Consider the following 25,720-nt stretch of genomic DNA (forward strand, 5'->3'; position numbering starts at 1 on the left):
TTGCTGTTGGGCGCCATGGTGTCCTACCTCACCCGTGGCGGTGGCAATGCGGGTGTGCTTGCCCAGGAAATGGCCGCCAGCAAGAAAGGCGCACGGATTGGGCAATGGATGCTCAAGCACGAAGAGGCTTTGAAGAAACGGCCTGACCTGCAAGTGCCGGAGCGACGCAAGGGCGCGGTGGGGGAACCCCAACCTGCGCAGCCTGACCGGCGGGCGGGGAAAGACAAGGAGCCATCCAAGGGCAAGCCCGCTAGCATGCCGTTGCATACGGTGGCGTGTTTCAAGGCGGATAACTTGCCGAGGGCGAAGCATGGAGAATTTGAACGGCAACTGAAAGGACAACAGGACGGACTCAATCGGCTGACAGTCGAAGAGTTCCTTAACAACCTCGCCAATCCAGCCAAACGAAATCCTCGCCTTGCAAAGCAAGCGAGAATGGAGCTCTACGCTGAGCTGCAAGAGAGGATTCAGAAAGACCTTTTGAAAACCATGAGTCCCATTGAAGCGAGAAAGCTCTCAGTGAAGCAAGCAAAGGAAACCATGTCATCCTTAGCTGCTCTTCACAACCCTGACCTTGTAGCCGGTGGTCGAGATGCCATTACCGACTTTGGTGACAGGCAGGTTAATTCCACTATAGGCCCACAATGGAGAAGCAAAGTTGATAGCATGAAAGCAGCCGCCGAAAAAGCGTCGAAATCTGGAGCCGCTTCAAGCCTGCTAAACGTAAAACTACACAAATGTTGATCATTGAGGATGATGCCATGGATGAAATTTTCTCAATCTTTATTGAGCAAGTCGGGAAGCCTGTATTCCGACAAGAAGTTCCCCCTTCAAGCATAGAGCGATATAAAGGAATACTACCCGATAAATTGTTGGAGTATTGGATAGAGCACGGCTGGGGGGGATACGGCGACGGCATATTCTGGATCGTCAACCCTCAAGAATATGAAGGAGTAATGGCCTCGATCATTGGAGGCACACCATTAGAAAATAGAGACCGATATCACATCATCGCTCGCGGCGCGTTCGGCGATCTGTTTTTATTTGGGGAGAACACAGGCTTTTCCGTAAAAATCCTGGCTCACCTCTCGCGATACAGAGGTAGCGAATATGAGTTGACGGCAGCTGACATGGACACCGAAGTCCAAAGCTTTTTCCTCAGCAAGGAGAAAGCATCCGTTGACTTCGATGACATGTTCGAATCTGCAAAGAGCAAACTAGGCGTACTAAAACACGATGAAATGTATGGTTTCGTTCCTGCCTTGGCATTCGGTGGGCCATGCGAGCTTTCCCACCTTGAGAAAGTCAAGACCCTGGAGCACTTGATACTGCTCTCCCAAATCTGCCCCCTCACACCCTACAGCTTTTCTGACTTCTAACCCCACCAATAGGCACAAAGAAATGAACGTACTCTTCTCCATCTTCCTCGAAACCTTCAGCGATCCCGTCGGCCACCAGCCCGTTCCCCCTGCCACGCTGGATCACTACCAGGGCAAACTCCCAAACCAACTCCTGACCTACTGGCAAGACCACGGCTGGTGCGGCTACGGCGGTGGTCTGTTGTGGATGGTCAACCCGCAGGAATACGAAGATGTCGTAGCTTCCTGGCTGGCCGGTACGCACTTCGAGACCCACGACACCTACCACCTCATTGCCCGCAGCGCGTTCGGCGAGCTGTACCTCTGGGGCGAAAAAACCGGCTCGGTGCTGACCATCACTGCCTACGCTTCCCGCTACATCGAGGGTGCCAACAGCTCGACCGAAGAAGAGCGAGACGCGAAGATCCAGGGGCTGCTCATGTGGGTAATGACTGAGGGGATCGACCTGGGCCTGTTCGACTCGGCCAGGGAAACCCTGGGGACGTTGGCACCAGACGAGATGTATGGCTTTGTTCCGGCGTTGATGCTGGGCGGCCCCGCAGATCTGGCCAATCTCCAGCGGCTCAAGGCCGACGTCCATCTGATTCTGCTGTCCCAGCTAAGCGAACTGGAACCTCATGAGCTTGAGGGTGAGGACGATGCGTGACAGCAAAGCTCATTGGCGCAGTGCATCGGGCATATCGACATCCCGCAGCACGCCGGCATCCTCGACGGCCAGCCTGACGCAACTGTCCGGATGGGCCTTCACCACCGAACGCGCCCCTTCATCGCCCGTCAGCCGCGCAAGCGCTGGCCAGAAATCACGCCCGAACAGCACCGGATGGCCCTGCTGTCCGGCATGACAAGGCAGGACTATCGTCGACCCACTGGCCTCGCGTGCAAGCAAACCCAGGGTCTCGAGTTGCACCCAGGGCATGTCTCCCAGCAGAATCGCCACCGCCTGCGCCTCGCAGTCGACCAGCGAGGCGGCACCGGCCGCCAGGCTATGGCCCATTCCCAGCGCAAAGTCCGCACTGCAGATGACTCGGCACGCCGCTGGCAACCCTAGCTCCTCGCCCCGCTCGCCGTCACGCAGCACCACCCGCACATCATCGAAAACCGTGCAGGCACGCTCGACGCTGTGCACCAGCAAGCTACGCCCATCCGCCATCAGCGCCCGCCGCTTGTCAGCCCCGAAGCGCACGCTGCTGCCGGCCGCCAACACCAGCGCCGCCACACTCACAACGCACCCCGCCCGATGCCATTGCGCAGGCGCAGGATATCGGCGAGCACCGCCAGGGCGATCTCGGCCGGGGTCTTGCTGCCCAGGTTGAGGCCGATCGGCGCGTGGATCCGTGCCAGCTCGTCGTAGCCCAGGCCACCGATGCGGTGCAAGCGTTCGCGACGCTTGTCGGAGGTGGCTTTCGAGCCCATCACGCCGATGTAGAACGCTTCGGTACGTACCGCTTCAAGCATGGCCAGGTCATCGATTTTCGGATCATGGGTCAATGCAACCACCGCCGTGTCGGCATGGCAACCGCCATTGGCGATGAACTCCGACGGCAGCTCACGGCGCACCTCGATGCCGTCCAGCACCACGCCTTCGAGCACCTCGTCACGAGGGTCGCAGAGGATGACTTCAAAGCCCATGCCTTTACCGAACTCGGCACAGAAATGCGCGACGCTGGAATACCCGGCCAGCAACAGGCGCTGGGCAGCGCCGACACGCAAACGCACGCGGTCGCTTTCACGCTCCACGCGCGGCCCCTGGCTGTGGTCGTCACGCAGCTGACGATCCCCTTGCGGCAAGCTCACCTCGCGCAGCAGCCGGCGCTGGCCGCGTAGCGCGCCTTCCAGCTCACGCAGGTGGGCCTGCACCTCACAGTCGGCCGGCAGGTTTTCCACCAGCACTTCAAGCACGCCGCCGCACGGCAGACGAATGCTCGAACGCGGATCGCTGCCATCGCCATAGCGCACGATGGCAATCGGTTCGGGAAACTCGCCCCGCCCCACACGTTCGAGGAAATCTTCCTCGACGCAGCCGCCCGACAGCGAACCCAGCCACTGGCCGCTGGCGTTGACCGCCAGCAGCGAGCCCGGCGCGCGCGGTGCCGAGCCATAGGTACCGAGCACCGTGCACAACCACACCCGCTGGCCATTGCACGACCACTGCAGCGCCTGGCTGATTACCTGGAGATCGAGATGCTGCACGGTTTATTCCGCCTTCAGCTCGGCGAGCTGCTGTACGGTCAGGTCGCCGGGCAAACCACCCCAGGCCTGGCGCAGGTAGTTGACCATGTCTGTCACCTGCTGGTCGTCGAGCTTGTCGGCGAAGCCCGGCATTGGCTGCATGCGCTCGAAACCGGTGAACTGCTGCTCACGGATGCCGTCGCGAATGGCCTTGACCAGATTGCGCGAGTCGCCCTGGCGCAGCACCGTGTTGCCGCGCATGGCCACCGCGATGTGCGGCTTGCCCTCGCCTTCGACGCCGTGGCAACCGGCGCAGACGTTGAGGTATTGCTGCTGGCCGCGCTTGGCACTATCGCTCATCTGCTCCAGGGCAACCGGCTTGATCGCCTTGGCGGGCGGCGGCTGGTCGCCGAGCAGGTAGGTAGCCATGGCCGCCAGGTCGGCATCTTCCAGGTGCTGGGTGCTGTGGTGCACCACCGGGAACATCTCGTTGAACATGCTGCCCTGGGCACTGATGCCGTGCTTGAGGAAGGTAGTCAGGTCCGGCTGGGTCCAGCCACGGTCAGCCAGGTCCTGGGCCAGCAAGCTCGGCGCCAGGTAGCCAGCAAGCAGGCCGCCGGTCAAGCGCTGGTCCTGTTGCAGGGCGCCGATGGCGTTGCGCGGGGTGTGGCATTCGCCGCAATGCCCCATGACCTCGACCATATACTGCCCGCGCTGCCAGGCCGGGCTCTTGCCTTCGGTCGGCTGCAGTTGCACGCTCTTGCCATAGAGCATGTTCCAGCCGCTCAGCCCGAGGCGCACGTTGAACGGGAAGCTCAACGCCGTCTGCGGTGCCGGGCGGTTGATCGGCGGCACGGTCATCAGGTAAGCGAGGATGGCATCGGAGTCCTCGCGCTTGATCAGGTGGTACGAGGTGTACGGCATCGCCGGGTAGAGGTTGGCGCCATCCTTGCGTTTGCCCTCGGTGACCGCGGCGAAGAATTCGTCGGCCGTGTAGTTGCCGATGCCGTACTGCTTGTCCGGGGTGATGTTGCTGCCATAGATAGTGCCGAACGGCGAATGGATCGGCAGGCCACCGGCGAACGGCGCGCCGCCTTCGGCCGTGTGGCAGGCCATGCAGTCGGCTGCCCGGGCCAGGTATTCACCCCGCTTGACCTGCGCCTGGTCGGCCGCCTGGGCCTGCGAAAAGACGGCAAGGCCGAGGGCCAGCGCAAAAGTGCTGCGAACAACGCCCATGCTCAACCCTCCTTGACCAGGCCGAGGTCGTTGAGCACCGTGCGGGTGGCGTCGTAGTAACGCACGTACCCGGTGCAGCGACAGATGTGGTGGCCGAGGCTGGCCTCGATGCGCTCTTCCACTTCGCTCTGCTTGAGCGGCTGGCGCTGGGCGGTTTCCACCAGCACCGTGGCGGCGTTGACGAAGCCCGGCGCGCAATAGCTGCACTGGAAGGCGAACAGGTCGACGAACTTCTGCTGGATCGGGTTCAGCGTCAGGTTGCCGGCCTCGTCCTGCTTGGCATGGCCTTCGATGGTGCGGACCTTCTTGCCCTCGAAGTAATGCGCGCCAGTGATGCAGGTGCGCACTTCTTCGCTGGTGCCGTCGGGGTTGTCGACGATCACCACGCAGGCATGGCAGATGCCCTGGCCGCAGCCCAGGCGGGACCCGGTGAGGTTCTGGTGCTCGTGCAGGTAGTCGATCATCGCCAGGTCATCAGGGACCTCGACCGGGCCGACCGGTTGACCGTTGAGGGTCAGTTGCAGTGGACGGTTAGCCATTGAGGGCCTCCTTGATACGGGCTGGGGTGATGGGAAGATCGCGCACGCGCTTGCCAATGGCATGCGCCACGGCGTTGCCGATGGCACCGACGACCGGGATCATCACCACTTCGGCGATGCCTTTGGACGGGTCGGTCGGTGACAGCGGCGGGAGGATTTCGCTGGTCTGCTTCCACACCGCCACATCGCGCGCGTGCGGCAGGCGGTAGCGGTTGAAGTTCCAGTCGCCCTCCCCGGGCCCACCTTCGTACAATGGCATTTCTTCGGTCAGCGCATGGCCGATGCCCATGGCGATACCGCCTTCGAGCTGGCCCTTGACCAGCTCCGGTACCAGCACCCGGCCGCACTCGACCCAGCTGTGGTGGTTGAGCACCTGCACCTCGTGAGTACCCTTGTTGACCTTGACCTCGACAATGGTCGCCACCGGGCTGTAGTAGGTGACCATGGCGTTGTTCAGCTGGGTATCCGGGTAGGCGGCGTTCTGCCGGTCGAGCAGGTGGTAGCCATGACTGCTCATCTGCGCTTTCTTGGCATTCACCGCGCCATCGCCGTACTTCACCGCCAGGGCATCGAGCGGCAAGCGCTCGCGGACGCCGTCGATGACGAAGTCGGCCTCGGCCCAGCTCCAGCGGTTGAAACCGTGCACGCTGACGCCCGTGACCAGGCCCATCTCGTGAGCCTTCTGCGCCAACTGGGCGAACGGGATCGGCGCCAGGCCGTTGCCGGTCAGCTCACCGTTGACCCACACTGCGTTCTCGCGGCGTACCACCAGCGGGTTGGCCTGGCCACCGTGCGGACCCTGGCTCCAGATGGCCATGGCTGCTGGCCACAGGCCGTGGTTGAACAGCACGCGGGCCGCTTCGCGGGTGGCGTGGCTGAAGTAGAACGCCGAGTTGGTCGCCGACGACGGCGAGGCCAGCTTGCCGACCCAGCGTGGGTTGCGCAGCGCGCTGTCCTGCTCAGGCTGGCTGATCAGGTACGGGTTGCCGCTGGTGGTCAGCTGCAGCTCCGGCCATTCGGTGACCGCGGTCTTGACCTCGTCGGCCGAACGGCCGAGGAAGTCGCTGACCACCAGGGCCTGGGAGGTGGACATGCCAGTGCCCAGTTCAGTGCCGATGTGGCGCAGGCTGATGCGGCCATCGGCGCTGAACTCGATGCTGGCCATCGGCGCTTCGGAGCCGGTGCCGAAGTCCTTCTGGCAGATAGCGAAGCCGACGCCGTACCAGTGGTCCGGGTCCTTGGCGTCCATTTGCTGTTTGCGCGCATCACGGTTGCGCCACCAGTCGTGCACGGCAGCCTTGTCGAGGATCTCGTACAGGCGCAAGGCACCGGCCGGGACCGCACCCTGGGTGTTCTTCATGCCCGACTTCAGCGCGTTGGTGCGGCGCAGGTCGATGGCATCGACGCCCAGGCGACCGGCGATTTCATCCACCATCATCTCGGTGGCAGCCATGCTCTGCAGGGTACCGTAGCCGCGCATGGAGCCAGCCTCGACACCGCGGGAGAAGTAGGCGGTCACCGACAGGTCGTTCTGCGGCATGTAGTAGATCGACTGCGCCGCGGTGGCGCCCACCGCAGCCACCGATGGGCTGTAGTTGATACGCCCGCCGCCGTCGCAGCTCATGTCGGCACGGAAGATCTTGAAGCGGTTGTCCTTCTTGTCCACCGCCAGCTGGTAGCGGATGTCGAAGGCATGGCGCTTGATGCCGCTCTGGAACTGCTCGTAGCGGTCGTTGGCCAGGCGGATCGGCACGCCCGCGCCATACAGGGCGGCCACGGCGGCGTAGAAGACAAAGATGTTGTTGTCTTTGGAGCCGTAACCCACGGTGTAGCCCGGGTGCATGTTCAGCGTATTCAGGGCGAAGCGCGACGGCTTGATCATGTGCACGCATTCCTGCGCCACTTCGAACGGGCACTGGGTGGCGACCACGAAGTGCAGCGTGCCGGTCGCCGGGTCGTACCAGCCGTTGCCGTTGTCCGGCTCCAGTGCGGCAGGCTCGATCGATGGCGTCTTGTAGCGCTCGTCGAACACCAGCCAGTCCTCAGGCGGGTTGTCCAGCTGTTCAGCCATGCGCTTGGCGTAGAACAGGCCCTGCTCGGTCAGGTCGCCGTGCTGGTTGGGCTGCTTGGACCACACCGGCTTGCGGTTGAGGATGGTCGGGAACAGCATGGAATTCTTCAGGCTGGAGAATTCATCGTCGTCGAACGGCGTGGCGCCGCCCACCCGCACGAAGCGGAAGCTGCCGTAGGGGTCGCGCTGATACAACGGGGCCTGAGCGCCGTACTGGATCGCCTTGTCGTTGAACTGCAGCTTGCGCTTGGCCTGACGGAAGCGCTCGAAATCGTGCCAGATCAGGATCGCCACCGGGTGGCCGATGAACATCGGCACCTGGCCGGGCGGCAACAGTGGGTCGGGCGAATGAGCCTCGGGCCAGGCGATGCCGTCCTTGGCCAGGTCGGCGGCGGTGACGATACGGTCCGGCTGCAGCTCGGCGCCGAGCAGGCTCAGGTCATGGCCGGCATAGATGCGATCGACCTGGGTCGCCTTGAGCAGCAGCGCGTGGCCTTGCCGGGTCGGCCAGCCGGGCATGTCCTTGGCGCGGATGTCGCGGGCAAAGACCTTGTTGCCGCAGACCTTGGACAGGGCGTCGTTGCGAAATCGCGCCTTGCCGTCATGGTTCATCCACTTTTGCGGCGAGGTGGTGACACGCTCCTCCATCAGGGCGGCGAACGCCTGGCTGCCGAGCGGCGCCATGGTCACGCCGACACCAGCGATCAGGCCGCCTTGCAAGAAGGCGCGCCGGGAAATATCACGGTTGGACATGCTTGATCCTCTGGGCAGAAGAATTTCTGCCCATGTCTTTTCGATTCTTGTGCGGGGGACTCGGAAGGGTAAGAACCTTGTCACGCAAGTCAGAAAAAACTGACTTCTGCGTCAACTTTACAACAAGAATATGGGCATAAGCAAAGTCAAGTCGACAATATGTCGCGGTGTGTCGAAGAGCGGCACCGTGCCGCGACAACAGCGTCGGCAGCAACGGTTAACCTTGGGTTAATCGACCCCAGCCAGCATGGCCCTCATTCCGAACTGCCAAGGCGAAGACATGCGCATCCTTTTGCTCTTCCTGACATTCCTTCTGGCCGGCCCGTTGCAGGCCAACCCGTTCGACGCCAAACCCGACTTCCTCCCGGTCGACCAGGCGTTCGTGCTGACTCATGACCGCCAGGCCGATGGCCAGATGCGCCTGTACTTCCAGATCAAGCAGGGTTACTACCTGTACCAGAAGCGCCTGAAATTCGACGGCTTGCCTGCCGAACAGCAGCCGCAACTGCCCCCCGCCCTGAATCACCATGACGAATTCTTTGGTGACAGCGCGGTATACCGCGACCAGCTCGAACTACTCATCCCGGCCAATGCCCAGGGCCAGTTGCGCCTGGGCTGGCAGGGCTGTGCCGATGCCGGTCTGTGCTACCCACCGCAGACCACCGCCATCGACCTGGGCGGCAGCGCGACGCCGGCCGCCGAACAAGCCAGCGACCAGGCACTGGCCAGCGGCCTGCAAAGCGCCAGCCTGGCCTGGAGCCTGCTGGCGTTCTTCGGCCTCGGCCTGCTGCTGGCGTTCACCCCCTGCTCGCTGCCGATGCTGCCGATCCTCGCCGGCCTGGTCATGGGCAATGGTGCCAGCGCCCGGCGTGGCTGGCTGCTGGCCGGGGTATATGTGCTGAGCATGGCGCTGGTGTATGCGGCGCTGGGTGTGGTCGCGGCGCTGCTGGGGGCCAGCCTGCAGGCATGGTTGCAGCAACCCTGGCTGCTGGGCAGCCTGGCCGGCCTGTTCATCGTCCTCGCCCTACCCATGTTCGGTGCCTTCGAGCTGCAACTGCCGGCCGCGCTGCGTGATCGCCTCGACCGCGCCGGCCAGGGCACCCGTGGTGGCAACCTGTACGGTGCGGCGCTGCTGGGCGCCCTCTCCGGTCTGCTGCTCGGCCCCTGCATGACCGCGCCGCTGGCCGGAGCGCTGCTGTTCATCGCGCAAAGCGGCGATGTGCTGCAAGGGGCGCTGGTGCTGTTCAGCCTCGGCCTGGGCATGGGCGTGCCGCTGCTGTTGCTGGTGACCCTGGGCAACCGCTACCTGCCGCGCCCGGGCGCATGGATGAACCGGGTCAAGGGTGTGTTCGGCTTCGTGTTCCTGGCCATGGCCCTGTACACCGTGCGCGGGCTGCTCGCCGCACCCGTGGTGCTGGCCCTGAGCGGTGCCTGGCTGATTGCCCTGGGCTGGGCCGCCTGGCCGGCCCTGCAGCGTTTGCCGGCGCTGCGCGCGGTACCGCTGCTGGGTGCCTTGTGGGGTGGCCTGCTGCTGGTCGGCGCGGCTGCAGGAGGCGACGATCTGTGGCAACCGTTGCGGCCATTCGCTGGCGGCCCCGCTCCCGCCACCGGGCAAACGGCCGATCAGCACTTCGTCACGGTCAGCAGCCCTGAAGCCCTGCAGCGTGAACTGGATGCCGCCAGGGCTCGAGGCCAGTGGGTCATGGTCGATTACTACGCCGACTGGTGCGTGTCGTGCAAGGTCATGGAGAAACAGGTATTCACCCGCCCCGATGTGCAAACCAGCCTGGCGGGCGTGCACCTGCTGCGCCTGGACGTGACCGCCGACTCTGCCGCCAGCCGCGCCCTGCTGCAGCGCTACCAGGTGCCCGGCCCGCCCAGCATCATCTGGCTCGGCCCGGAAGGCGAAGAGCGCCGCGCACGGCGCATCACCGGTGAGGTGGATGCCGCCGCGTTCCTGCAACACTGGACCCAGACCCGGAGCCAAGGCTGATGCTGACGGTAACCCTCGGGCCGCTGACCATGGCCCTGAACCACCTGCTGATGCTGGCCGCCCTCGGCGTGGCCTGCCTGGTCGGTTGGTGGGTCGCCCGGCGTGGCGGCGAAAGCCCGGAATCGGCGCTGTTCAACCTGTTCCTGGTCGGCCTGCTGTGCGCCCGCCTGGGTTTCGTGCTGGCGTACTGGCCGATGTACCGCGACGACCTGGTGCAAGTCATCGACATCCGTGACGGCGGCTTCCTGCTCGGGTCGGGCCTGGTCGGCATCGTCCTCGCGACGCTCTGGCAGGGTTGGCGCCAGCCTGGCCTGCGACGCCCGCTGGGCTGGGCACTGTTCAGCGGTGCGCTGTTCTGGGGCCTGAGCAGCCTGGGCAGCCACCTGTACAGCAAGGGCACCGCGCTGCCCGACCTGAGCCTGCGCAATGCCACTGGCCAGTCGGTGGCCCTGCACAGCTACCGGGGCAAGCCGCTGGTAGTCAATATCTGGGCCACCTGGTGCCCGCCATGCCGCCGGGAAATGCCAGTGCTGCAACAGGCCCAGGGCGAATACCCGCACGTGACCTTCATCTTCGTCAACCAGGGCGAGACGCCGGAAATCGTCACGACCTTCCTCGCCACCACCGGGCTGAGCCTGACCCATGTGCTGTTCGACGGCACTGGCGTGCTGGCTCAGCGGGTCGGTTCGATGGCCCTGCCCACCACCCTGTTCTACGACGCCGACGGCCGCCTGATCGGCAGCCACCTCGGCGAGCTGTCGCGGGCCAGCCTGCGTCATGCCCTGGAACCTTTCGAGCGGGCCAAGGCGCCCGCCCCTGCCGCACAAGGAAACTGACATGCGATTGACTGCCCTGCTGCCCCTGTCCCTGGCCCTGCTGGCCGCCCCGCTGGTGCAGGCCGAAGACCTGCCCAAGGCGATCCAGCAACTGCAAGCCAAAGGCGCCGAGATCAAGGGCAGCTTCGATGCGCCCAACGGCCTGCGCGGCTATGCCGCCGAGTACCAGAACAATGCCCTGGCCCTGTACCTGACCCCGGACGGCAAGCACGTGCTGGTCGGCAGCCTGTTCGACGAACAAGGCAAGGACCTCAGCGCCGAGCCGCTGCAGAAGCTGGTGTACGCGCCGATGAGCAAGGAGATCTGGGCGAAGATGGAGAAAACCGCCTGGATCGCCGACGGCAAGGACAGTGCGCCGCGCAAGGTGTACCTGTTCAGCGACCCCAACTGCCCGTACTGCAACATGTTCTGGGAGCAGGCACGGCCGTGGGTCGACTCGGGCAAGGTGCAGTTGCGCCATATCATGGTCGGCATCATCCGTGAGGACAGCCCAGGCAAGTCGGCCGCACTGCTGGCAGCCAAGGACCCGGCCAAGGCCCTGCATGAGCATGAGAAAGCGGGCAAGGCGAGCAGCCTGAAGCCGCTGGACAAGGTGCCGGATGCTGTGCAACAGAAGCTGGCGGCGAACATGGCACTGATGGAAGAGATGGGGCTGCAAGCGACCCCGGCGATTTTCTATCAGGATGACCAGGGCAACCTGCAGAGCCAGCAAGGGGCACCGCGGCCGGAGTTGCTTGGGAAGATTCTCGGCAAGCGGTAATGCACGGCTTGGGTTTTGCGGTGATGCGTAGATCGAGCGCCGCCCGCGCGGCGCATCGCGGATAAATCCGCTCCTACAGTTGTTGCAACGGGGCCATACCTGTGAGGCCATGGTTGTCATCCGGTTTGCACGGCTCAAGTCATGCGCCAGGGCTGGCAACCATGGCGCAACAGGTTTGAGGTGCGCCGCGCGGGCGGCGCTCGATTTCCGCCGCTCCGCAAATCTCAAGACGCTATAGCCCTTCAAGCTCAGCCATCAGGTCGCTAAGCCGATCAGCCTTCGCCTCATCCACCACGCTTCCCTGCAACCCACGCACATACTTAGCCAATTCTTCCACCGTGCTGCACTCGAACATCGCCCGCAGCGGCACATTCAGCTGCAACTGCTTCTGCACCCGCGAAGCAATTTGCGTGGCCAGCAGCGAATGCCCGCCCAGCTCGAAGAAGTTGTCATGTACCCCGACCCGCTCGGCCTTGAGCACATCGGCCCAGATACCGGCCAGCACCTCCTCCAGCTCATCCCGCGGCGCCAGGTAGTCCTGGCTGTGCTGCCCACCAATCTCGATGGCCGGCAACGCTTTGCGATCAAGCTTGCCGTTGGCGTTGTGCGGCAGGCTGGCGAACCAGCCCCAGTGCAGCGGCACCATGTACTCCGGTAGCTGCGCACGCAGGCGCTGCTTGACCAGCTCCAGCAGCGCGGCGTCGGCCAGTACACCCTGGTGCGCCACCAGATAGCCCACCAAGTGCTTGCCATTGGCCCCCTCCTGCACCCCCACCGCCGCATCGCGAAGCTCGGCCTGCTCGTGCAGACGCGCCTCGATCTCGCCCAGCTCGATACGGTAACCGCGGATCTTCACCTGGTGGTCGATGCGACCGACATACTCCAGCACCCCATCCGGGCGCTGCCGCGCCAGGTCACCGGTACGGTACAGGCGTTCGCCTGGCGCTCCGTGCGGGTGCGGGATGAACGCCAGTGCCGTGCGCACCGGGTCGCCGACATAGCCACGGCCGACACCGGTACCGGCCACGCACAACTCGCCCACCGCCCCCAGCGGTACCAGGGCCTGGTCCTCGCCATACAGGTACAGCCGGTTGTTGTCGGTCGGCGTGCCGATCGGCAGGTAGCTGCCGCGAGTCGAGGCCATGTCGACGCGGAAGAACGCCACGTCATCGGAGCACTCCGCCGGCCCGTAGGCATTCACCAAGCCGATCTGCGGGTAACGTTGCAGCCATTGCGCAGCCAGTTCCGGCGGCATCGCCTCGCCGGTTGGCAGCATCCAACGCAGGCCATCGAGCGCCTGATGATCATTGGCCAGCATGCCCTGGATCAGCGATGGCACGCTTTCCAGCACGGTGATGCCAGTGGCCTGCACATGCGCCAGCAAACCTTGTGGGTCATGGGCGATGGCGTTCGGCACGATCTCCACCCGGGCGCCGAACAACGGCGCGGCAAGGAACTGCCAGACCGAGATGTCGAAGCTCTGCGAGGCGGTCTGGGCGATCACGTCGTGCTCGCTCAAGGCCAGGTACGGCACCTTGCTCAGCTGGTTGTTGAGCATCCCGCGCTGCTCGACGATAACGCCCTTGGGCAGCCCGGTGGAACCAGAGGTGTAGATCACGTAGGCCAGGTTGCCCGGCCCGCTGTGAATACCTGGGTTGTGGCAAGGGATGCTGCTGCCCTGTACGTCTTCCCACACCAGCAACTGCGGCCGCGCCGCACTAGCCAGCTCATCCAGCAACTGGCGCGCCTGCCCGGCACAGGCCGCGCTGCACACCAGCACCGGGGTGCGGCTCAGTTCGACGATATGCTGCAGCCGCGCTGACGGCAGGCCCGGATCCAGCGGCAGGTAGCCGGCGCCAGCCTTGAAGCTGCCGACGATCATGCCCAGCAATGGCAAGCCGCGCTCGGCCAGCAAGGCTACCGGTTGGTCGATGGCCACGCCTGCGGCGACCAAGGCATGGCCCAGGCGGTTGGCCGCCAGGTTCAGCCCGGCATAGTCGTACGCTGCGTCAAGGCAACGGGCGACGGTTCGCTCAGGGTGGGCAGCCACCTGCGCTTCGAACAGTGCCACATAGCTCTGCTCCAGCGGGTAGGCGTGCTCGGTGCGGTTACAGTCGTCGAGCAGGAAGCGCTGTTCGTCCTCGCCCAGCAACGGCAACTCGCTCACCTCCCCTTCAAAGCCTTGCACCAGCGCCAGCAACAGGCGCTTGAACTCGGCCAGCAGACGCTCGACGGTCGGATAGTCGAAGTAGCGTTGGTCGAATGACAGGTGCAGGCCCAGATCGTCGCCCGGGTAGCACACCGCCGTCAGCGGGAAGTTGGTGTGGGTACGGCCCGAGTCGGAAGTGGCATTGAGGTGCTGGGCGTGGTCGAGCACTGTGCTTTCCACCGGTGCGTTCTCGAACACGAACAGGCTGTTGAACAGCGGCTGGCCCTTGGGCAGCTCGCTGCATTCCTGGATCGCCACCAGCGGCAGGTACTCGTATTCGCGCAGCTCCATGTTGCGTTCCAGCACGCCCTGCAGCCACTGGCGCACGCTGCGGCGCTGGCCCGGTTCGGGCAGTTGCACGCGCAGGGCGATACTGTTGATGAACAGGCCGACGGTGCGCTGCATCTGCGGCAGGCTCACCGGGCGCCCGGCCACGGTCACGCCAAAGGCAACGTCGCGGTCACCACTGTAGCGCGCCAGCACCAATGCCCAAGCCGCCTGGGCGAAGGTGTTGATGGTCAGCTGATGGGCCTGGGCCAGGTCGCGCAGGCGCACGCCGTCGCTCACCTCCAACCGGGTGTAGCAATCGCCTACGACCATACCGTCGCCAGCGTGATCGTTGCGCAACGGGCGGTCGCTGGGGAGCGCCGTGGCACGCTCGAAACCGGCCAGGTTGGCCTGCCACCAATTGCGCGCTTCATTCATGTCCTGGCGTTGCAGCCAGCCGATGTAGTCGCGGTAGCGCGGCGGTACCGGCAACTGCGCCTGACGGCCTTCGCCGAGCGCCTGGTAAATTTCGAAGAAATCGTTCATCAGCAACGAACGGCACCAGGCATCGATGAGGATGTGGTGGTTGCTCATCATGAACCAGTAGCGTTCGTCATCGACCCGCACCAGGCGCAGGTGGAACGGCGCCTCCTGCAACAGGGCAAAGCCGGCTTCCCGCTCTTCTTTGTGCAGGGCCTGCAGGCGCGCCTCCTGGGCGGCTTCATCGAGGCCGCGCCAGTCCTGATAATCCACCGGCGTGTTGCCCGGCTTGTGGATGATCTGCAGCATGGTCTCGCCGGCATTCCAGCTGAACGATGCGCGCAGGGCTTCGTGACGCGCCACCACGGCCTGCCAGGCCTGGGCGAAACGTTGCGGGTCGAGGGCGCTGTGGATGCGGTAGCGGTCCTGCATGTAATACAGGCCTGTGCCCGGCTCCAGCAGGGTATGCAAGAGCATGCCCTCCTGCATCGGCGTCAGCGGGTAGACGTCTTCGATCTGCGCCGCGGGCACCGGCAGCGCGTCGATCTGCTGCTGGCTCAGGTGCGCCAGCGGGAAGTCCGAGGGCGTGAAGCTGCCGTTGCCATCGGCCAGACAATGGCTGACCAGTGCCAGCAGCTCCTGGCGATAGGCTTCGGCCAACTGCGCGATGGTCCGCGAGTCGTAGCGTTCACGGCTGTAGCTCCAGCGCAGTTGCAAGGCACCGGCATAGACCTGGCCGTCGATGCTCAGCCAGTTCGGCAGCGGTGCATCCAGATCATGAGCCAGGCCTGCCGGTGCATCCAGAGGCTGGAACAAGGCGGCCTCATCGAACTGCTGGTCGAACTGGCCCAGGTAATTGAAGGTGATGCGCGCCTGGGGCAGCGCCGCCATGCTTTCGCGGCTGGCAGCATCGCCCAGGTAGCGCAGCACGCCGTAGCCCAGCCCCTTGTGCGGAACCTGGCGCAGTTGTTCCTTGATCCGCTTGATAGAGGTGGCACGCGCAGCATCGTCGTCGCCAGCCTGCGGGTTCAGGCGCAGCGGGTAGGCATTGGTGAACCAGCCGACGCTGCGCGTCAGGTCCATGTCCTCGAACAGGCCGTCGCGGCCGTGGCCTTCGAGCTGCACCAGCACTTCCTGGTCACCGCTCCAGCGGCACAGGGTGCGGGCCAGCGCGGTCAGCAGCAGGTCGTTGACCTGGGTGTGGTAGGCCGCCGGCGCCTGTTGCAGCAACTGCCGGGTCTGCTCGGTGTCCAGGGCGATGGCCAGCGTTTCGGCATGCCGATGCAGGTTGCCGCCTTGCGGGTGGTCGCACGGCAGCTCATGGCGTACGCTGCCGAGCTGGCCTTGCCACCAGCCCAGTTCGTCACGCAGCGAATCGCTGCCGGCGTAGCTGGCCAGGCGCGCCGCCCAGTCGGCCATGGCATGGGTCTTGGCAGCCAGCGGCTGACCGCGATACAGCGCCTGCAGGTCTTCAAGCAGCACGCGCCAGGACACGCCATCGACCACCAGGTGGTGGATCACCAGCAGCAGGCGCTGGGCGCCCTGCCCGTCACTGACCAGCACGGCGCGCAGCAGCGGGCCGCGTTCCAGGTCGAGGCTGCGTTGCACGTCGGTATAAAGCGCCTGACAGGCGTCGAAGTCGGCGACCGTGGCGGTCCACAACAATTGCTCGGCAGATACCGCGGCAAAGGCCGCCTGCCCCTGAACGAAGCGCAGGCGAAGGCTGTCGTGGTGCGTCACCAGCCCGGTCAAGGCCTGCTCAAGGGTGGCCCGCTCCAGCGGCTGGCGCGCTTCCAGCAGCACGGCCTGGTTCCAGTGTTGCGGCTGGGCGACGTCGCTGTCGAAGAACCAGTGCTGAATCGGCGTGAGGCCGCTGCGCCCCTCGCGCGCGCCCTGCTCGATGTCGCTCGGCGCCGCGCTGCGGCTGACCACGCCAGCCAGGGTCTGGATGGTCTGGTGCTGGAACAGGTCGCGCGGGGTGAACTGCAGGCCCAGCTGGCGCGCACGGCTGACCACCTGAATCGACAGGATCGAGTCGCCGCCCAGTTCGAAGAAGTTGTCCTGCACACCCACGCGGGACGTGTTGAGCACTTCGCGCCAGACTTGTGCCAGTTGCTCCTCCAGCTCATTGGCCGGTGCCTGGTAGTGCTGACGCGCCTGCTCCAGGTCCGGTGCCGGCAAGGCGCGGCGGTCGAGCTTGCCGTTACCCATCAGCGGCAGGCGCTCGAGCAGCACCAGGTGCGCAGGCACCATGTAGTCCGGCAGGTGCTGACGGGCATCAGCCTTGACTGCTTCACGCAGCCTGGACTGAGCCTCGCTGTCAGCGGTGGCCTGCTGGCAAACAAGGTAACCGACCAACTGCTTGCCCCCCGGCAGGTCGAGGGCCAGCACCACCGCCTCGTCGACATCGGCATGTTCCTGCAGGCGGCTTTCGATTTCGCCCAGCTCGATACGGAAGCCACGGATCTTCACCTGCTGGTCGGCACGGCCGACATACTCCACCAGGCCATCGGCACGCAGGCGCACCAGGTCGCCGGTGCGGTACAGGCGCCCACCGTCGCGGCTGAACGGGTCGGCGACAAAACGCTCGGCGCTCAGGCCCGGGCGGTCGTGGTAGCCCTGGGCCAGGCCGGCACCGCCGACGTACAGCTCGCCGATCCCCCCTTGCGGCAGCAGGGCCAGGTCCTCGTCGAGGATGCAGGCGGTGCGGGTGCCGATCACCCGGCCGATCGGCACGCTGCCAGCGTCGGCAGGCATGACCTGCGGCGCCAGGCAAGCCAGCGGCATGACCACGGTTTCGGTGGGCCCGTAGGCGTTGAAGAACTGCTGCGGTGCGAACGCCTGGCGGATGCGCTGCAAGTGCTCGCCGGTCAGCGCTTCGCCGCCGGTGATCACCAGCCGCACCGGCAGCTGTTCACCCTGCCCGGCCAGGTGCTGGGCCAGCTGGCTGCCATAGCTCGGGGTGAAGCCGAGCACGCTCACCCGCTGCTCGCGCACCAACTGGCAGATGTCCTCGGCGCCCCATTGGCCCTGGGCGCGCAGCACCACGCGGGCGCCGCACAGCAGCGGCACCAGCAGGCGCTCGCTGGCCGCGTCGAAATTGATCGAGTAGAAGTGCAGTTCGCAGTCATCGCTGCGCATGCCGAAGGCATCGATCACCGCCTGGCAGTGCATGGCGATTTCGCCATGGCTGACCACCACGCCCTTGGGCTTGCCGGTGGAGCCGGAGGTGTAGATCAAATAGGCCTGATGCTGCGGCAGGTTGAGGTTATTCAGAGGCGCATCGCTGTAGGCCGAGAGGCTCGCGGCATCGTCCTCCAGGCTCCAGCGTGCTACCCCGCCGGGCAATCCAGCGAGGTTTTCGAGCAGTGCCCGCTGGCTTAGCAGCAGGCCGATGCGGCTGTCCTCGATCATGTAGCGCAGGCGGTCGAGCGGATACTCCGGGTCGAGCGGCACGTAGGCGCCACCGGCCTTGAGAATGGCCAGCAGGCCGACCACCATCTCCAGCGAGCGCTCCAACGCCAGGCCCACCCGCACCTGCGGGCCGACCCCGCGATCACGCAGGGCACGGGCCAGGCGATTGGCCTGTTGGTCGAGCTCAGCGTAGGTCATGTGCTGGCCGGCGAAGGTCAATGCACCCGCATCTGGCGTACGCGCAGCCTGGGCGACGAACAAGCCGTGGATCGTCTGGTCGAGGGCGTAGCCCCGCTCGCCCTGCAACTGGCCGATCAGCACTTGCTGCTCGGCAGTGGCCAGCATCGGCAGCTCGCACAGGCGCTGCTGCGGGTTGTCGAGCAGGCCGACCAGCAGCTGCTGCCAGTGCTCGGCCATGCGTGCGATGCGCGGCTCGTCGAACAGGTCGCGGCTGTAGGTCAGGCAGCAGCCCAGGCGGCCGTCGAGGTCGGTGACCTCCAGGTACAGGTCGAACTTGGTGGCGCTGGCGTCGTTGACCAGGTAATCCACCTGCATGCCTGCGAGTGTGCGGCTCTGCTGGAAGGCCCAGCGCTGCACGTTGCACATCACCTGGAACAGCGGGTTGTAGGCGCTGCTGCGCGGCGGCTGCAGGGCTTCGACCAACTGGTCGAACGGCAGGTCCTGGTGCGACTGGCCTTCGATGGCGGCCTGGCGGACCTGCTCGAGCAAGGCGGCGGCGGTCATTTGCCCGTCCACCTCGCAACGTAGCACCTGGGTATTGAGGAAGGCGCCGATCAGGCCTTCGCTTTCCGGGCGGATACGGTTTGCCACCGGCGCGCCGATGCGCAGGTCACGCTGACCGCTATAGCGGTGCAGCAACGCGGCCAAGGTCGCGGTCATGGTCATGAACAGCGTCAGCCCACGCTGGTTGTTGAAGGCGTGCACGCGGGCGACCAATGCCGGGTCGAGTTCGAAGCGGTAGAGTTCACCGCGGTGGCTCTGCACGGCAGGGCGCGGGCGGTCGGTGGGCAGCGCCAGTACCGGGTGCTCATCGCCGAGGCGGTCTTTCCAGTAGGCAAGCTGGCGTGCGCCTTCGCCGCTTTCCAGCCATTGCCGCTGCCACACGCTGTAGTCCAGGTACTGCACCGGCAGCGGCGCCAGTGGCGACTCGCGCTCATCGACGAAGGCTTCATAGAGTTCGCCCAGTTCGCGGGCGAAAATGTCCATCGCCCAGCCTTCGGTGACGATGTGATGCAGGGTCAGCACGAAGTAGTGTTCACGGTCCTCGGTCTTGGCCAGGCAGGCGCGCAGCAGCGGCCCGCGCTCCAGGTCGAATGGCTGGTGGGCCTGGTCGTCAGCCAGTTGCTGCAGGCGCTGCTGACGGATGTCGGCCGGCAAGGCCGTGAAGTCCTGCCAGTCCAGTTGCAGGGCGCTGTCATCGGCCACGCACTGGTACGGCACACCGTCGATGCTGGGGAAGGTGGTGCGCAGGCTCTCGTGGCGCACGATCAGCGCCTGCAGGGCGCGTTCGAAGGCATCCACATGCAGCACGCCCCGTAAACGCGCCATGCCGCCAACGTTGTAGGCCGGGCTGTCCGGCTCCATCTGCCAGAGGAACCACATGCGCTGCTGCGAATAGGACAGCGGCACGGCCTGGCGGCGGTCGACCCGGGCGATTTCCCCTTGCTGGTTGCGTGCACCGGCAGCGCGGACCTGGGCGATTGCCTCGCAGAACGCAACCAGCTCGCTGGCCTCGAACAGCGTCTTGAGCGGCAGCTCGACATCACACACCTGACGGGTACGCGAGACGATCTGGGTGGCCAGCAGCGAGTGACCGCCGAGGGCGAAGAAATCGTCGTGCAGGCCGACCTGCGGCAGGTTCAGCACCTCGCGCCAGATGGCCGCCACCTCCTGCTGCAATGCGGTCTGCGGCTCGACATGGGCGCGCTGCTGCCAGACCGGTGCAGGCAGTGCCTTGCGGTCGACCTTGCCACTCGGGCCCAGCGGCAGGTGCTCCAGGCCGATCAACTGAGCCGGCACCATGTAGGCCGGCAATTGCCTCGCCAGTGCGGCCTGCAACACCTCGGCCGGTGCGTTGCCGCTGTAGTAACCCACCAGTTGCGCACCGACCGCGTCCTGCTGGATCAGCACCAGCGCCTGCTCGACACCCGCCTGCGCCAACAGGCACGCCTGTACTTCTTCAGGCTCGACGCGAAAGCCACGCACCTTGACCTGCTGATCGAGGCGACCGAGGTATTCCAGGGCCTCGCTTTGTACCTGCCAGCGGGCGCGGTCGCCGCTGCGGTACAGGCGCGCGCCGTTGCCGTCAGCCTGGGGCACGAAACGTTCGGCAGTCAGGCCTGGGCGGCCCAGGTAACCGCGGGCCAGGCCGGCACCGCCCAGATACAGCTCGCCCGGTACGCCAGGCGCAGCCAGTTCGAGTTCATCGTCCAGCACCCGGCAGAGCACGTTACCCAGCGGGCGGCCGATCGGCGAACGCTCGCCATCGGCTGCCTGGCAATGCCAGTGTGTGACGTTGATGGCGGTTTCGGTCGGGCCGTAGCGGTTGTGCAACTGCACCTGTGGCAACAGCTGCAGCACACGGTCACGCAGCTGCGCAGGCAGCGCTTCACCACCGGAGAACAGCCGGCGCAGGCTGCTGCAGCCAGCGGCCAGTGGCTCTTGCACGAACACCTGCAGCAGCGGCGGTACGAAGTGCAGCGTGGTCACGCCATGCTGCTGCACCAGCGTGGCGATGCGCTGCGGGTCGCGGTGCTCGCCAGGGCCGGCCAGGACCAGTTTGCAGCCGGTGATCAGCGGCCAGAAGCACTCCCACACCGAGACGTCGAAGCTGATCGGTGCCTTTTGCATCAGCACATCGCTGGCGTCCAGCGCATAGCAGGCTTGCATCCACTGCAGGCGCTCGGCCAGCGCCGCATGGGTGTTGCCCACGCCCTTCGGTTGGCCGGTAGAACCAGAGGTGTAGATCACATAGGCCAGGTTGTCGCCATGCAAGTGCAGGCCCGGTGCCTGGCTGGGCCAGCTGTCGAGGTGCAGTTGATCAACGGCGATGGCGCTGACGCCGTCGACCTGCGGCAGCGTACCCAGCAGGCTGCTGTGGCTGAGCAGCAGGCCAGCCTGGCAATCGCCGAGCATGTAGGCCAGGCGCTCGGCCGGGTAGTCGACGTCCAGCGGCACATAGGCGCCGCCCGCCTTGAGGATCGCCAGCAGGCCGACCAGCAGCTGCGGCGAACGCTCCAGCGCGATGGCCACGCACGTGTCGGGGCCGACGCCTTTGTCGCGCAGATAATGCGCCAGCCGGTTGGCCTGCTGATGCAGTTCGGCATAGCCGAGGCTGCCACCGTCCCAGACCAGGGCGGTACGTTCAGGGGTCAGGCGCGCCTGCTCGTTGAGCTGCTCGACCAGCAAGCGCTGCGCGGCGGGCACCGGCGCCTCGCCCCAGGCCAGCAGTTGTTCACGCCCCTGCTCGTCCAGCAGTTGCACATCGCCCAGCGGCAGTAGCGGTTGCGCGCAGACTTGCTCGAGCAGTGCCAGCAGGTGCTGGGCAAGACGCTTGATGGTGCTGGCATCGAACAGCTCGGCAGCGTAGTCGAAGGCCAGGCTCAGGCGGCCCTGGTGGTCTTCTTCGCTGTGCAGTTGCAGGTCGAACTTGGCTTCGCGGCTGTGCCACGGCAGTTCTTCGGCGAGCAAACCCGGCAGGCGGCGCAACGCTGAAAGGTCACGCTGCTGGTGGTTGAACATGACCTGGAACAGGCCCTGCTCGCGAGCGTCGGGCAGGGCTTCGAGCAATTGCTCGAACGGCAGGTCCTGGTTGGCCTGGGCGTCGAGGGTCGCGCCGCGCACCTGGGCCAGCAACTGGGCGAACGGCAGGCGGCCATCCAGCTGCACACGCAGCACCTGGGTGTTGACGAAGAAGCCGACCATACCCTGGGTTTCCTGGCGCGGGCGGTTGGCGTTGGGTACGCCGACGCGGATGTCGCCCTGGCCGGTATAGCGGTGCAGCAGCCCTTGCCAGGCGGCCAGCAGGACCATGAACAGGCTGGCCTGCTGTTCGCGGGCCAGGGCCTTGAGGGCGTCGGCCAGCTTGGCCGGCACTTTCACGCTCAGGCGGGCGGCGCGGTTGTGCTGCTGGCTGGAGCGCGGCTGGTCCGGGTACAGGTCGAGCACCGGCAAGGCGTCGCCCAATGCGGCTTTCCAGTACGCCAGCTGACGGGCGCTTTCGCCCTCGGCCAGCCACTGCCGCTGCCAGCTGCCGTAGTCGGCGTAACCCAATGTCAGCGCCGGCAGCTGGGCGTCCAGGCTTTGGCAGCGGGCGGCGTACAGTCTGGCGAATTCGTCGAGCAGGATATTCAGCGACCAGCCATCGGCGACGATGTGGTGCAAGGTCACCCACAGCTGGTGGTCTTCGTCAGCAAGGCGCACCAGGGTCACGCGCAGCAATGGGCCTTGGGTCAGGTCGAATGGCTGTTGCGCCTCTTGCTCGCGGCGTGACACCACTTGCTCGGGCGCCAGCCCTTCCAGGCCCAGGCGCTGAAGGGTGAACGGCTGCTCCGGCAGGACACGCTGCAAGGCCTGCCCGTCGGCTTCGCTGAACACTGTGCGCAGCGATTCGTGACGCGCGACCAGCGCCTGGAACGCGGCTTCAAGTGCGGCTTCGTCCAGCTCGCCGCGCAGGTGCAGGCCGGCAGGAATGTTGTAGGCCGCAGACTGCGGCTCAAGCTGCCAGTTCAGCCACAGGCGGTTCTGTGCCAGCGACTGCGGCAAGGCCTGGCCACGCGCCAGCGCCGTGATAGCGGTGGGCCCATCAGCGCCATCAGTTAGCAGGGTGGCCACCTCAGCGCAGTACCCGGCCAGCGTCGGCGCCTCGAACAGGGTGCGCAGGCTCAGCGGGATACCTAGCTCCTCGGCCAGCCGCGCAGTGACCTGGGTGGCGGCGATGGAGTTGCCGCCCAGCAGCAGGAAGTGATCGTCAGCGGCAATCGCCTCGACCTTGAGGGTTTCGCACCAGACACCGGCGATACGTGTCTGCAGGTCGTCGTCGCTTGCTGCGCCTGCCACCGGGGTGGCAGCCACCGGGAAACGCGCATAGCAATCCAGGCTGCCATCATCCATGCGCAGGCGGCAGGCCGAACGCTGCAGCTTGCCGCTGGAGGTCTTCGGCAATGCCCCCGGATTGAGCAGCAGGACCACGGCCGGCGCCTGGCGACAGGCATCGGCGATCACCTGGCGCAGGGTCTTGATCAGCGCCTCGGGTTTGACTGCCTTCTGCACGTTGCGGCTTATTTCCACCGCCACGCCGATGCCCTCCTCGCCCTGATCGTCGACCGCGAACACCGCTACCCGCCCCTTGCGCAGCCCTTCGACCTCGCGTTCCAGGGTCTTTTCCAGGTCTTGCGGGTAAAGGTTCTGGCCGCGAACGATCAGCATGTCCTTCAGACGCCCGGTGACGAACACTTCGCCATCGCGCATGAAGCCCAGGTCGCCGGTGCGCAACCAGGTCTGGCCGTCCATTTCGACGAAGGTGCGTGCAGTGGCTTCTGGGTTGCGCCAGTAACCCAGGGCGATGCTCGGGCCGCCGGCCCAGATTTCGCCCACCTGATTGTCGCCCAACACCTCCAGGCGCTGCGGCTCGACAATACGCACCGCATGGCCAGGCTGCGGGTAGCCGCAGCTCATCAGCACACTGCCCTGACCGGCTTCGGCACGGTTGCCAGCGAGGGCTTCGGCGTCCAGCTCCAGCGCACCGATGCCCTGGCCACGGCGGCTGCCACTGACGAACAAGGTGGCTTCGGCCAGGCCATAGCTGGCAAAGAAACTGCTCGGCTGGAAGCCGCAGGCGGCGAACGTGTCGGCAAAGCTGGCGAGGCTGTCCTGGCGAATAGGCTCGGAGCCGGAATAGGCCACGCGCCAGCGGCTCAGGTCGAGGCTTGCCACGGCCGCCTCGCTGACCCGTTCGCTGCACAGCCGGTAGGCGAAATCCGGCCCGCCGCTGATGGTGCCGCCATACTCGCTGATCGCCTGCAGCCAGCGCAGCGGCCGAGCGAGGAAGTAGCCCGGCGACATCAGCACGCACGGCACGCCACTGAAGATCGGCTGCAGCAGCCCGCCGATCAAGCCCATGTCGTGGTACAGCGGCAGCCAACTGACGATCACATCGTCCGGGTTGAGGTCGATGCCGAAGCCTGCGCGGATCAATTGCTCGTTGGCCACCAAATTGCCGTGGCTGACCTGTACGCCCTTGGGCAGGGCGGTGGAACCGGAGGTGTATTGCAGGAAGGCGATGTCGTCCGCCTTCAGTTGCGGCTCGCGCCAGCTCGCGGCCAAGGCCGGATCGAGCGCATCCACTGCCAGCAGTTCGGGGGCGTGGTCGCCGGTCAGGGCTTCGAGATCCTGCAGGCTGCCGTGCAGCGCACCGACGGTCAGCAGCAGGCGCGGTTCGGCGTCGTCGATGATCGACAGCAGGCGCTCCTGATGATGGCGGCGTGACGACTCCGGAGGATAGGCCGGCACGGCAATGACCCCGGCGTACAGGCAACCGAAGAACGCCGCCACGTAGTCCGGGCCACTGGGGAACAGCAGCACCGCCCGCTCGCCGACCCTGGCGCGGGCCTGCAGCGCCGCAGCGATGGTGCGCGCACGCGCATCCAGGTCGCGATAGCTGAGCACGGCCTGCTCGCCAGGGGCATCGGCCAGAAAGCGCAGGGCGATGCGGTCCGGCGTCTGCGCAGCGCGTTGCGCCAGGGCCTGGACCAGCGAGAGCGGGAGTTCGAAGGCGTCCGTCATGGGGGGTTCCTGCCAGTGTCTGGTTAAGTCGGGCTGGCTGCAGCGCACGAAGTTGGCGGGCAGCGGCCGGATGTACACAGGGGAACGGATGGGCGCGGCGGGAAATTAGCAGCGTCAGCGGGGGTGCAAGGTGAACGGCATCACGTCGCTCGCCTTAGAACTGAAACTAATAGAAACTCATTAACTTTCGTATTTGACAATCATTATCATTCTGAATAGTTTGTCGCACGTCGTAGGAAGCTTCCCCTCACGGGGTGCTCCCTTCCCCCTTCGAGACAAGGTGATTTCCATGGCGGAACAACTATCCACAAGTAAGTGCGATTCACCATTACTCCAGGCATTCGTCGACAACCGCAGCATCCTGGTCAAGATCGCGGCGCGCATCACCGGCTGCCGCTCGCGCGCCGAGGACGTGGTGCAGGATGCCTTCTTCCGGCTCAGCGCCGCTCCACAGATCACCTCGTCGTTCAAGGCGCAGCTCAGCTACCTGTTCCAGATCGTGCGCAACCTGGCCATCGACCACTACCGCAAGCAGGCGATGGAGCTGAAGTACTCCGGCAGCGAAGAGGAAGGCCTGAACGTGGTCATCCCGAACGCTTCGCCCGAAGCCACGCACATCAACCTGGCGGCGCTCGAGCACATCGCCGAGGCACTCAACGAACTGCCCCAGCGCACCCGCTATGCCTTCGAGATGTACCGCCTGCACGGCGTGCCGCAGAAGGACATTGCCAAGGAACTGGGGGTTTCACCGACCCTGGTCAACTTCATGATTCGCGATGCCCTGGTGCATTGCCGCAAGACAGCCAGCCG

13 protein-coding genes are annotated in these 25,720 nt (G+C 65.4%); 7 read left to right on the plus strand and 6 right to left on the minus strand.

What is annotated here, in order from left to right; all coding sequences use genetic code 11:
* From HU738_RS25260 to HU738_RS25270, 3 genes are all read left to right on the plus strand, one after another.
* Positions 1-744 (plus strand): polymorphic toxin type 15 domain-containing protein (locus tag HU738_RS25260; RefSeq protein ID WP_225923535.1); only part of this gene is annotated, 744 nt, incomplete at its 5' end.
* A gap of 17 nt (positions 745-761) precedes the next feature.
* A complete protein-coding gene (locus tag HU738_RS25265) occupies positions 762-1,379 on the plus strand; it encodes a GAD-like domain-containing protein (RefSeq protein WP_186604880.1) in 618 nt (205 codons plus the stop codon).
* A 22-nt stretch (positions 1,380-1,401) separates the two neighbouring features.
* Positions 1,402-2,025, plus strand: a complete 624-nt coding sequence (locus tag HU738_RS25270; protein WP_186604878.1) for a GAD-like domain-containing protein — start codon at positions 1,402-1,404, stop codon at positions 2,023-2,025.
* A gap of 9 nt (positions 2,026-2,034) precedes the next feature.
* On the opposite strand, the gene HU738_RS25275 is transcribed toward HU738_RS25270, so the two are convergent.
* From HU738_RS25275 to HU738_RS25295, 5 genes are read right to left on the minus strand one after another with little or no spacing between them, the layout of a single operon-like run.
* Positions 2,035-2,601, minus strand: coding sequence for a nucleotidyltransferase family protein (locus HU738_RS25275; protein ID WP_186604876.1), 567 nt, complete (start codon positions 2,599-2,601; stop codon positions 2,035-2,037).
* Positions 2,598-3,569, minus strand: a complete 972-nt coding sequence (locus HU738_RS25280; protein ID WP_186604874.1) for an XdhC family protein — start codon at positions 3,567-3,569, stop codon at positions 2,598-2,600. Before HU738_RS25280 ends, HU738_RS25275 begins: the two co-directional genes overlap by 4 nt.
* Before the next feature lie 3 nt (positions 3,570-3,572).
* Positions 3,573-4,784, minus strand: coding sequence for a cytochrome c (locus HU738_RS25285; protein WP_186604872.1), 1,212 nt, complete (start codon positions 4,782-4,784; stop codon positions 3,573-3,575).
* Between the two features lie 2 nt (positions 4,785-4,786).
* Entirely contained in the window at positions 4,787-5,323 is a 537-nt protein-coding gene (locus HU738_RS25290) for a (2Fe-2S)-binding protein (protein ID WP_186604870.1), read from the minus strand.
* A complete protein-coding gene (locus tag HU738_RS25295; RefSeq protein ID WP_186604868.1) occupies positions 5,316-8,147 on the minus strand; it encodes a xanthine dehydrogenase family protein molybdopterin-binding subunit in 2,832 nt (943 codons plus the stop codon). The genes HU738_RS25290 and HU738_RS25295 overlap by 8 nt, the downstream gene beginning before the upstream one ends.
* Positions 8,148-8,427: 280 nt before the next feature.
* Here HU738_RS25295 and dsbD point away from each other — a divergent pair, with 280 nt between their 5' ends.
* The 3 genes from dsbD to dsbG are packed head-to-tail and all read left to right on the plus strand — an operon-like array spanning position 8,428 to position 11,736.
* On the plus strand, positions 8,428-10,140 hold the full coding sequence (gene dsbD, locus HU738_RS25300; protein ID WP_186604866.1) for a protein-disulfide reductase DsbD: 1,713 nt from the start codon (positions 8,428-8,430) through the stop codon (positions 10,138-10,140).
* The gene (locus tag HU738_RS25305; protein ID WP_186604864.1) at positions 10,140-10,976 is read left to right on the plus strand and encodes a TlpA family protein disulfide reductase; all 837 of its coding nucleotides are present in this window, start codon (positions 10,140-10,142) and stop codon (positions 10,974-10,976) included. The genes dsbD and HU738_RS25305 overlap by 1 nt, the downstream gene beginning before the upstream one ends.
* Position 10,977: 1 nt before the next feature.
* A complete protein-coding gene (gene dsbG / locus HU738_RS25310; RefSeq protein WP_186604862.1) occupies positions 10,978-11,736 on the plus strand; it encodes a thiol:disulfide interchange protein DsbG in 759 nt (252 codons plus the stop codon).
* Positions 11,737-11,968: 232 nt separating this feature from the next.
* On the opposite strand, the gene HU738_RS25315 is transcribed toward dsbG, so the two are convergent.
* A complete protein-coding gene (locus HU738_RS25315) occupies positions 11,969-24,910 on the minus strand; it encodes a non-ribosomal peptide synthetase (RefSeq protein WP_186604860.1) in 12,942 nt (4,313 codons plus the stop codon).
* 289 nt (positions 24,911-25,199) lie between these two features.
* On the opposite strand from HU738_RS25315, the gene HU738_RS25320 reads away from it, so the two are divergent.
* Positions 25,200-25,720 (plus strand): RNA polymerase factor sigma-70 (locus HU738_RS25320; protein WP_217871521.1); only part of this gene is annotated, 521 nt, incomplete at its 3' end.

The sequence above is a fragment of the Pseudomonas vlassakiae genome, assembly GCF_014269035.2.
GTDB classification, from domain to species: Bacteria; Pseudomonadota; Gammaproteobacteria; order Pseudomonadales; family Pseudomonadaceae; genus Aquipseudomonas; species Aquipseudomonas vlassakiae.

What these genes read in the sequence shown, in the direction of transcription:
- HU738_RS25265 (WP_186604880.1), top strand. Translation starts at nt 762, where the DNA reads ATGGATGAAATTTTCTCAATCTTTATTGAGCAAGTCGGGAAGCCTGTA.
- dsbG (WP_186604862.1), top strand. Translation starts at nt 10,978, where the DNA reads ATGCGATTGACTGCCCTGCTGCCCCTGTCCCTGGCCCTGCTGGCCGCC.
- HU738_RS25290 (WP_186604870.1), bottom strand. Translation starts at nt 5,323, where the DNA reads ATGGCTAACCGTCCACTGCAACTGACCCTCAACGGTCAACCGGTCGGC.
- HU738_RS25295 (WP_186604868.1), bottom strand. Translation starts at nt 8,147, where the DNA reads ATGTCCAACCGTGATATTTCCCGGCGCGCCTTCTTGCAAGGCGGCCTG.
- HU738_RS25285 (WP_186604872.1), bottom strand. Translation starts at nt 4,784, where the DNA reads ATGGGCGTTGTTCGCAGCACTTTTGCGCTGGCCCTCGGCCTTGCCGTC.
- HU738_RS25270 (WP_186604878.1), top strand. Translation starts at nt 1,402, where the DNA reads ATGAACGTACTCTTCTCCATCTTCCTCGAAACCTTCAGCGATCCCGTC.
- HU738_RS25315 (WP_186604860.1), bottom strand. Translation starts at nt 24,910, where the DNA reads ATGACGGACGCCTTCGAACTCCCGCTCTCGCTGGTCCAGGCCCTGGCG.
- HU738_RS25305 (WP_186604864.1), top strand. Translation starts at nt 10,140, where the DNA reads ATGCTGACGGTAACCCTCGGGCCGCTGACCATGGCCCTGAACCACCTG.
- dsbD (WP_186604866.1), top strand. Translation starts at nt 8,428, where the DNA reads ATGCGCATCCTTTTGCTCTTCCTGACATTCCTTCTGGCCGGCCCGTTG.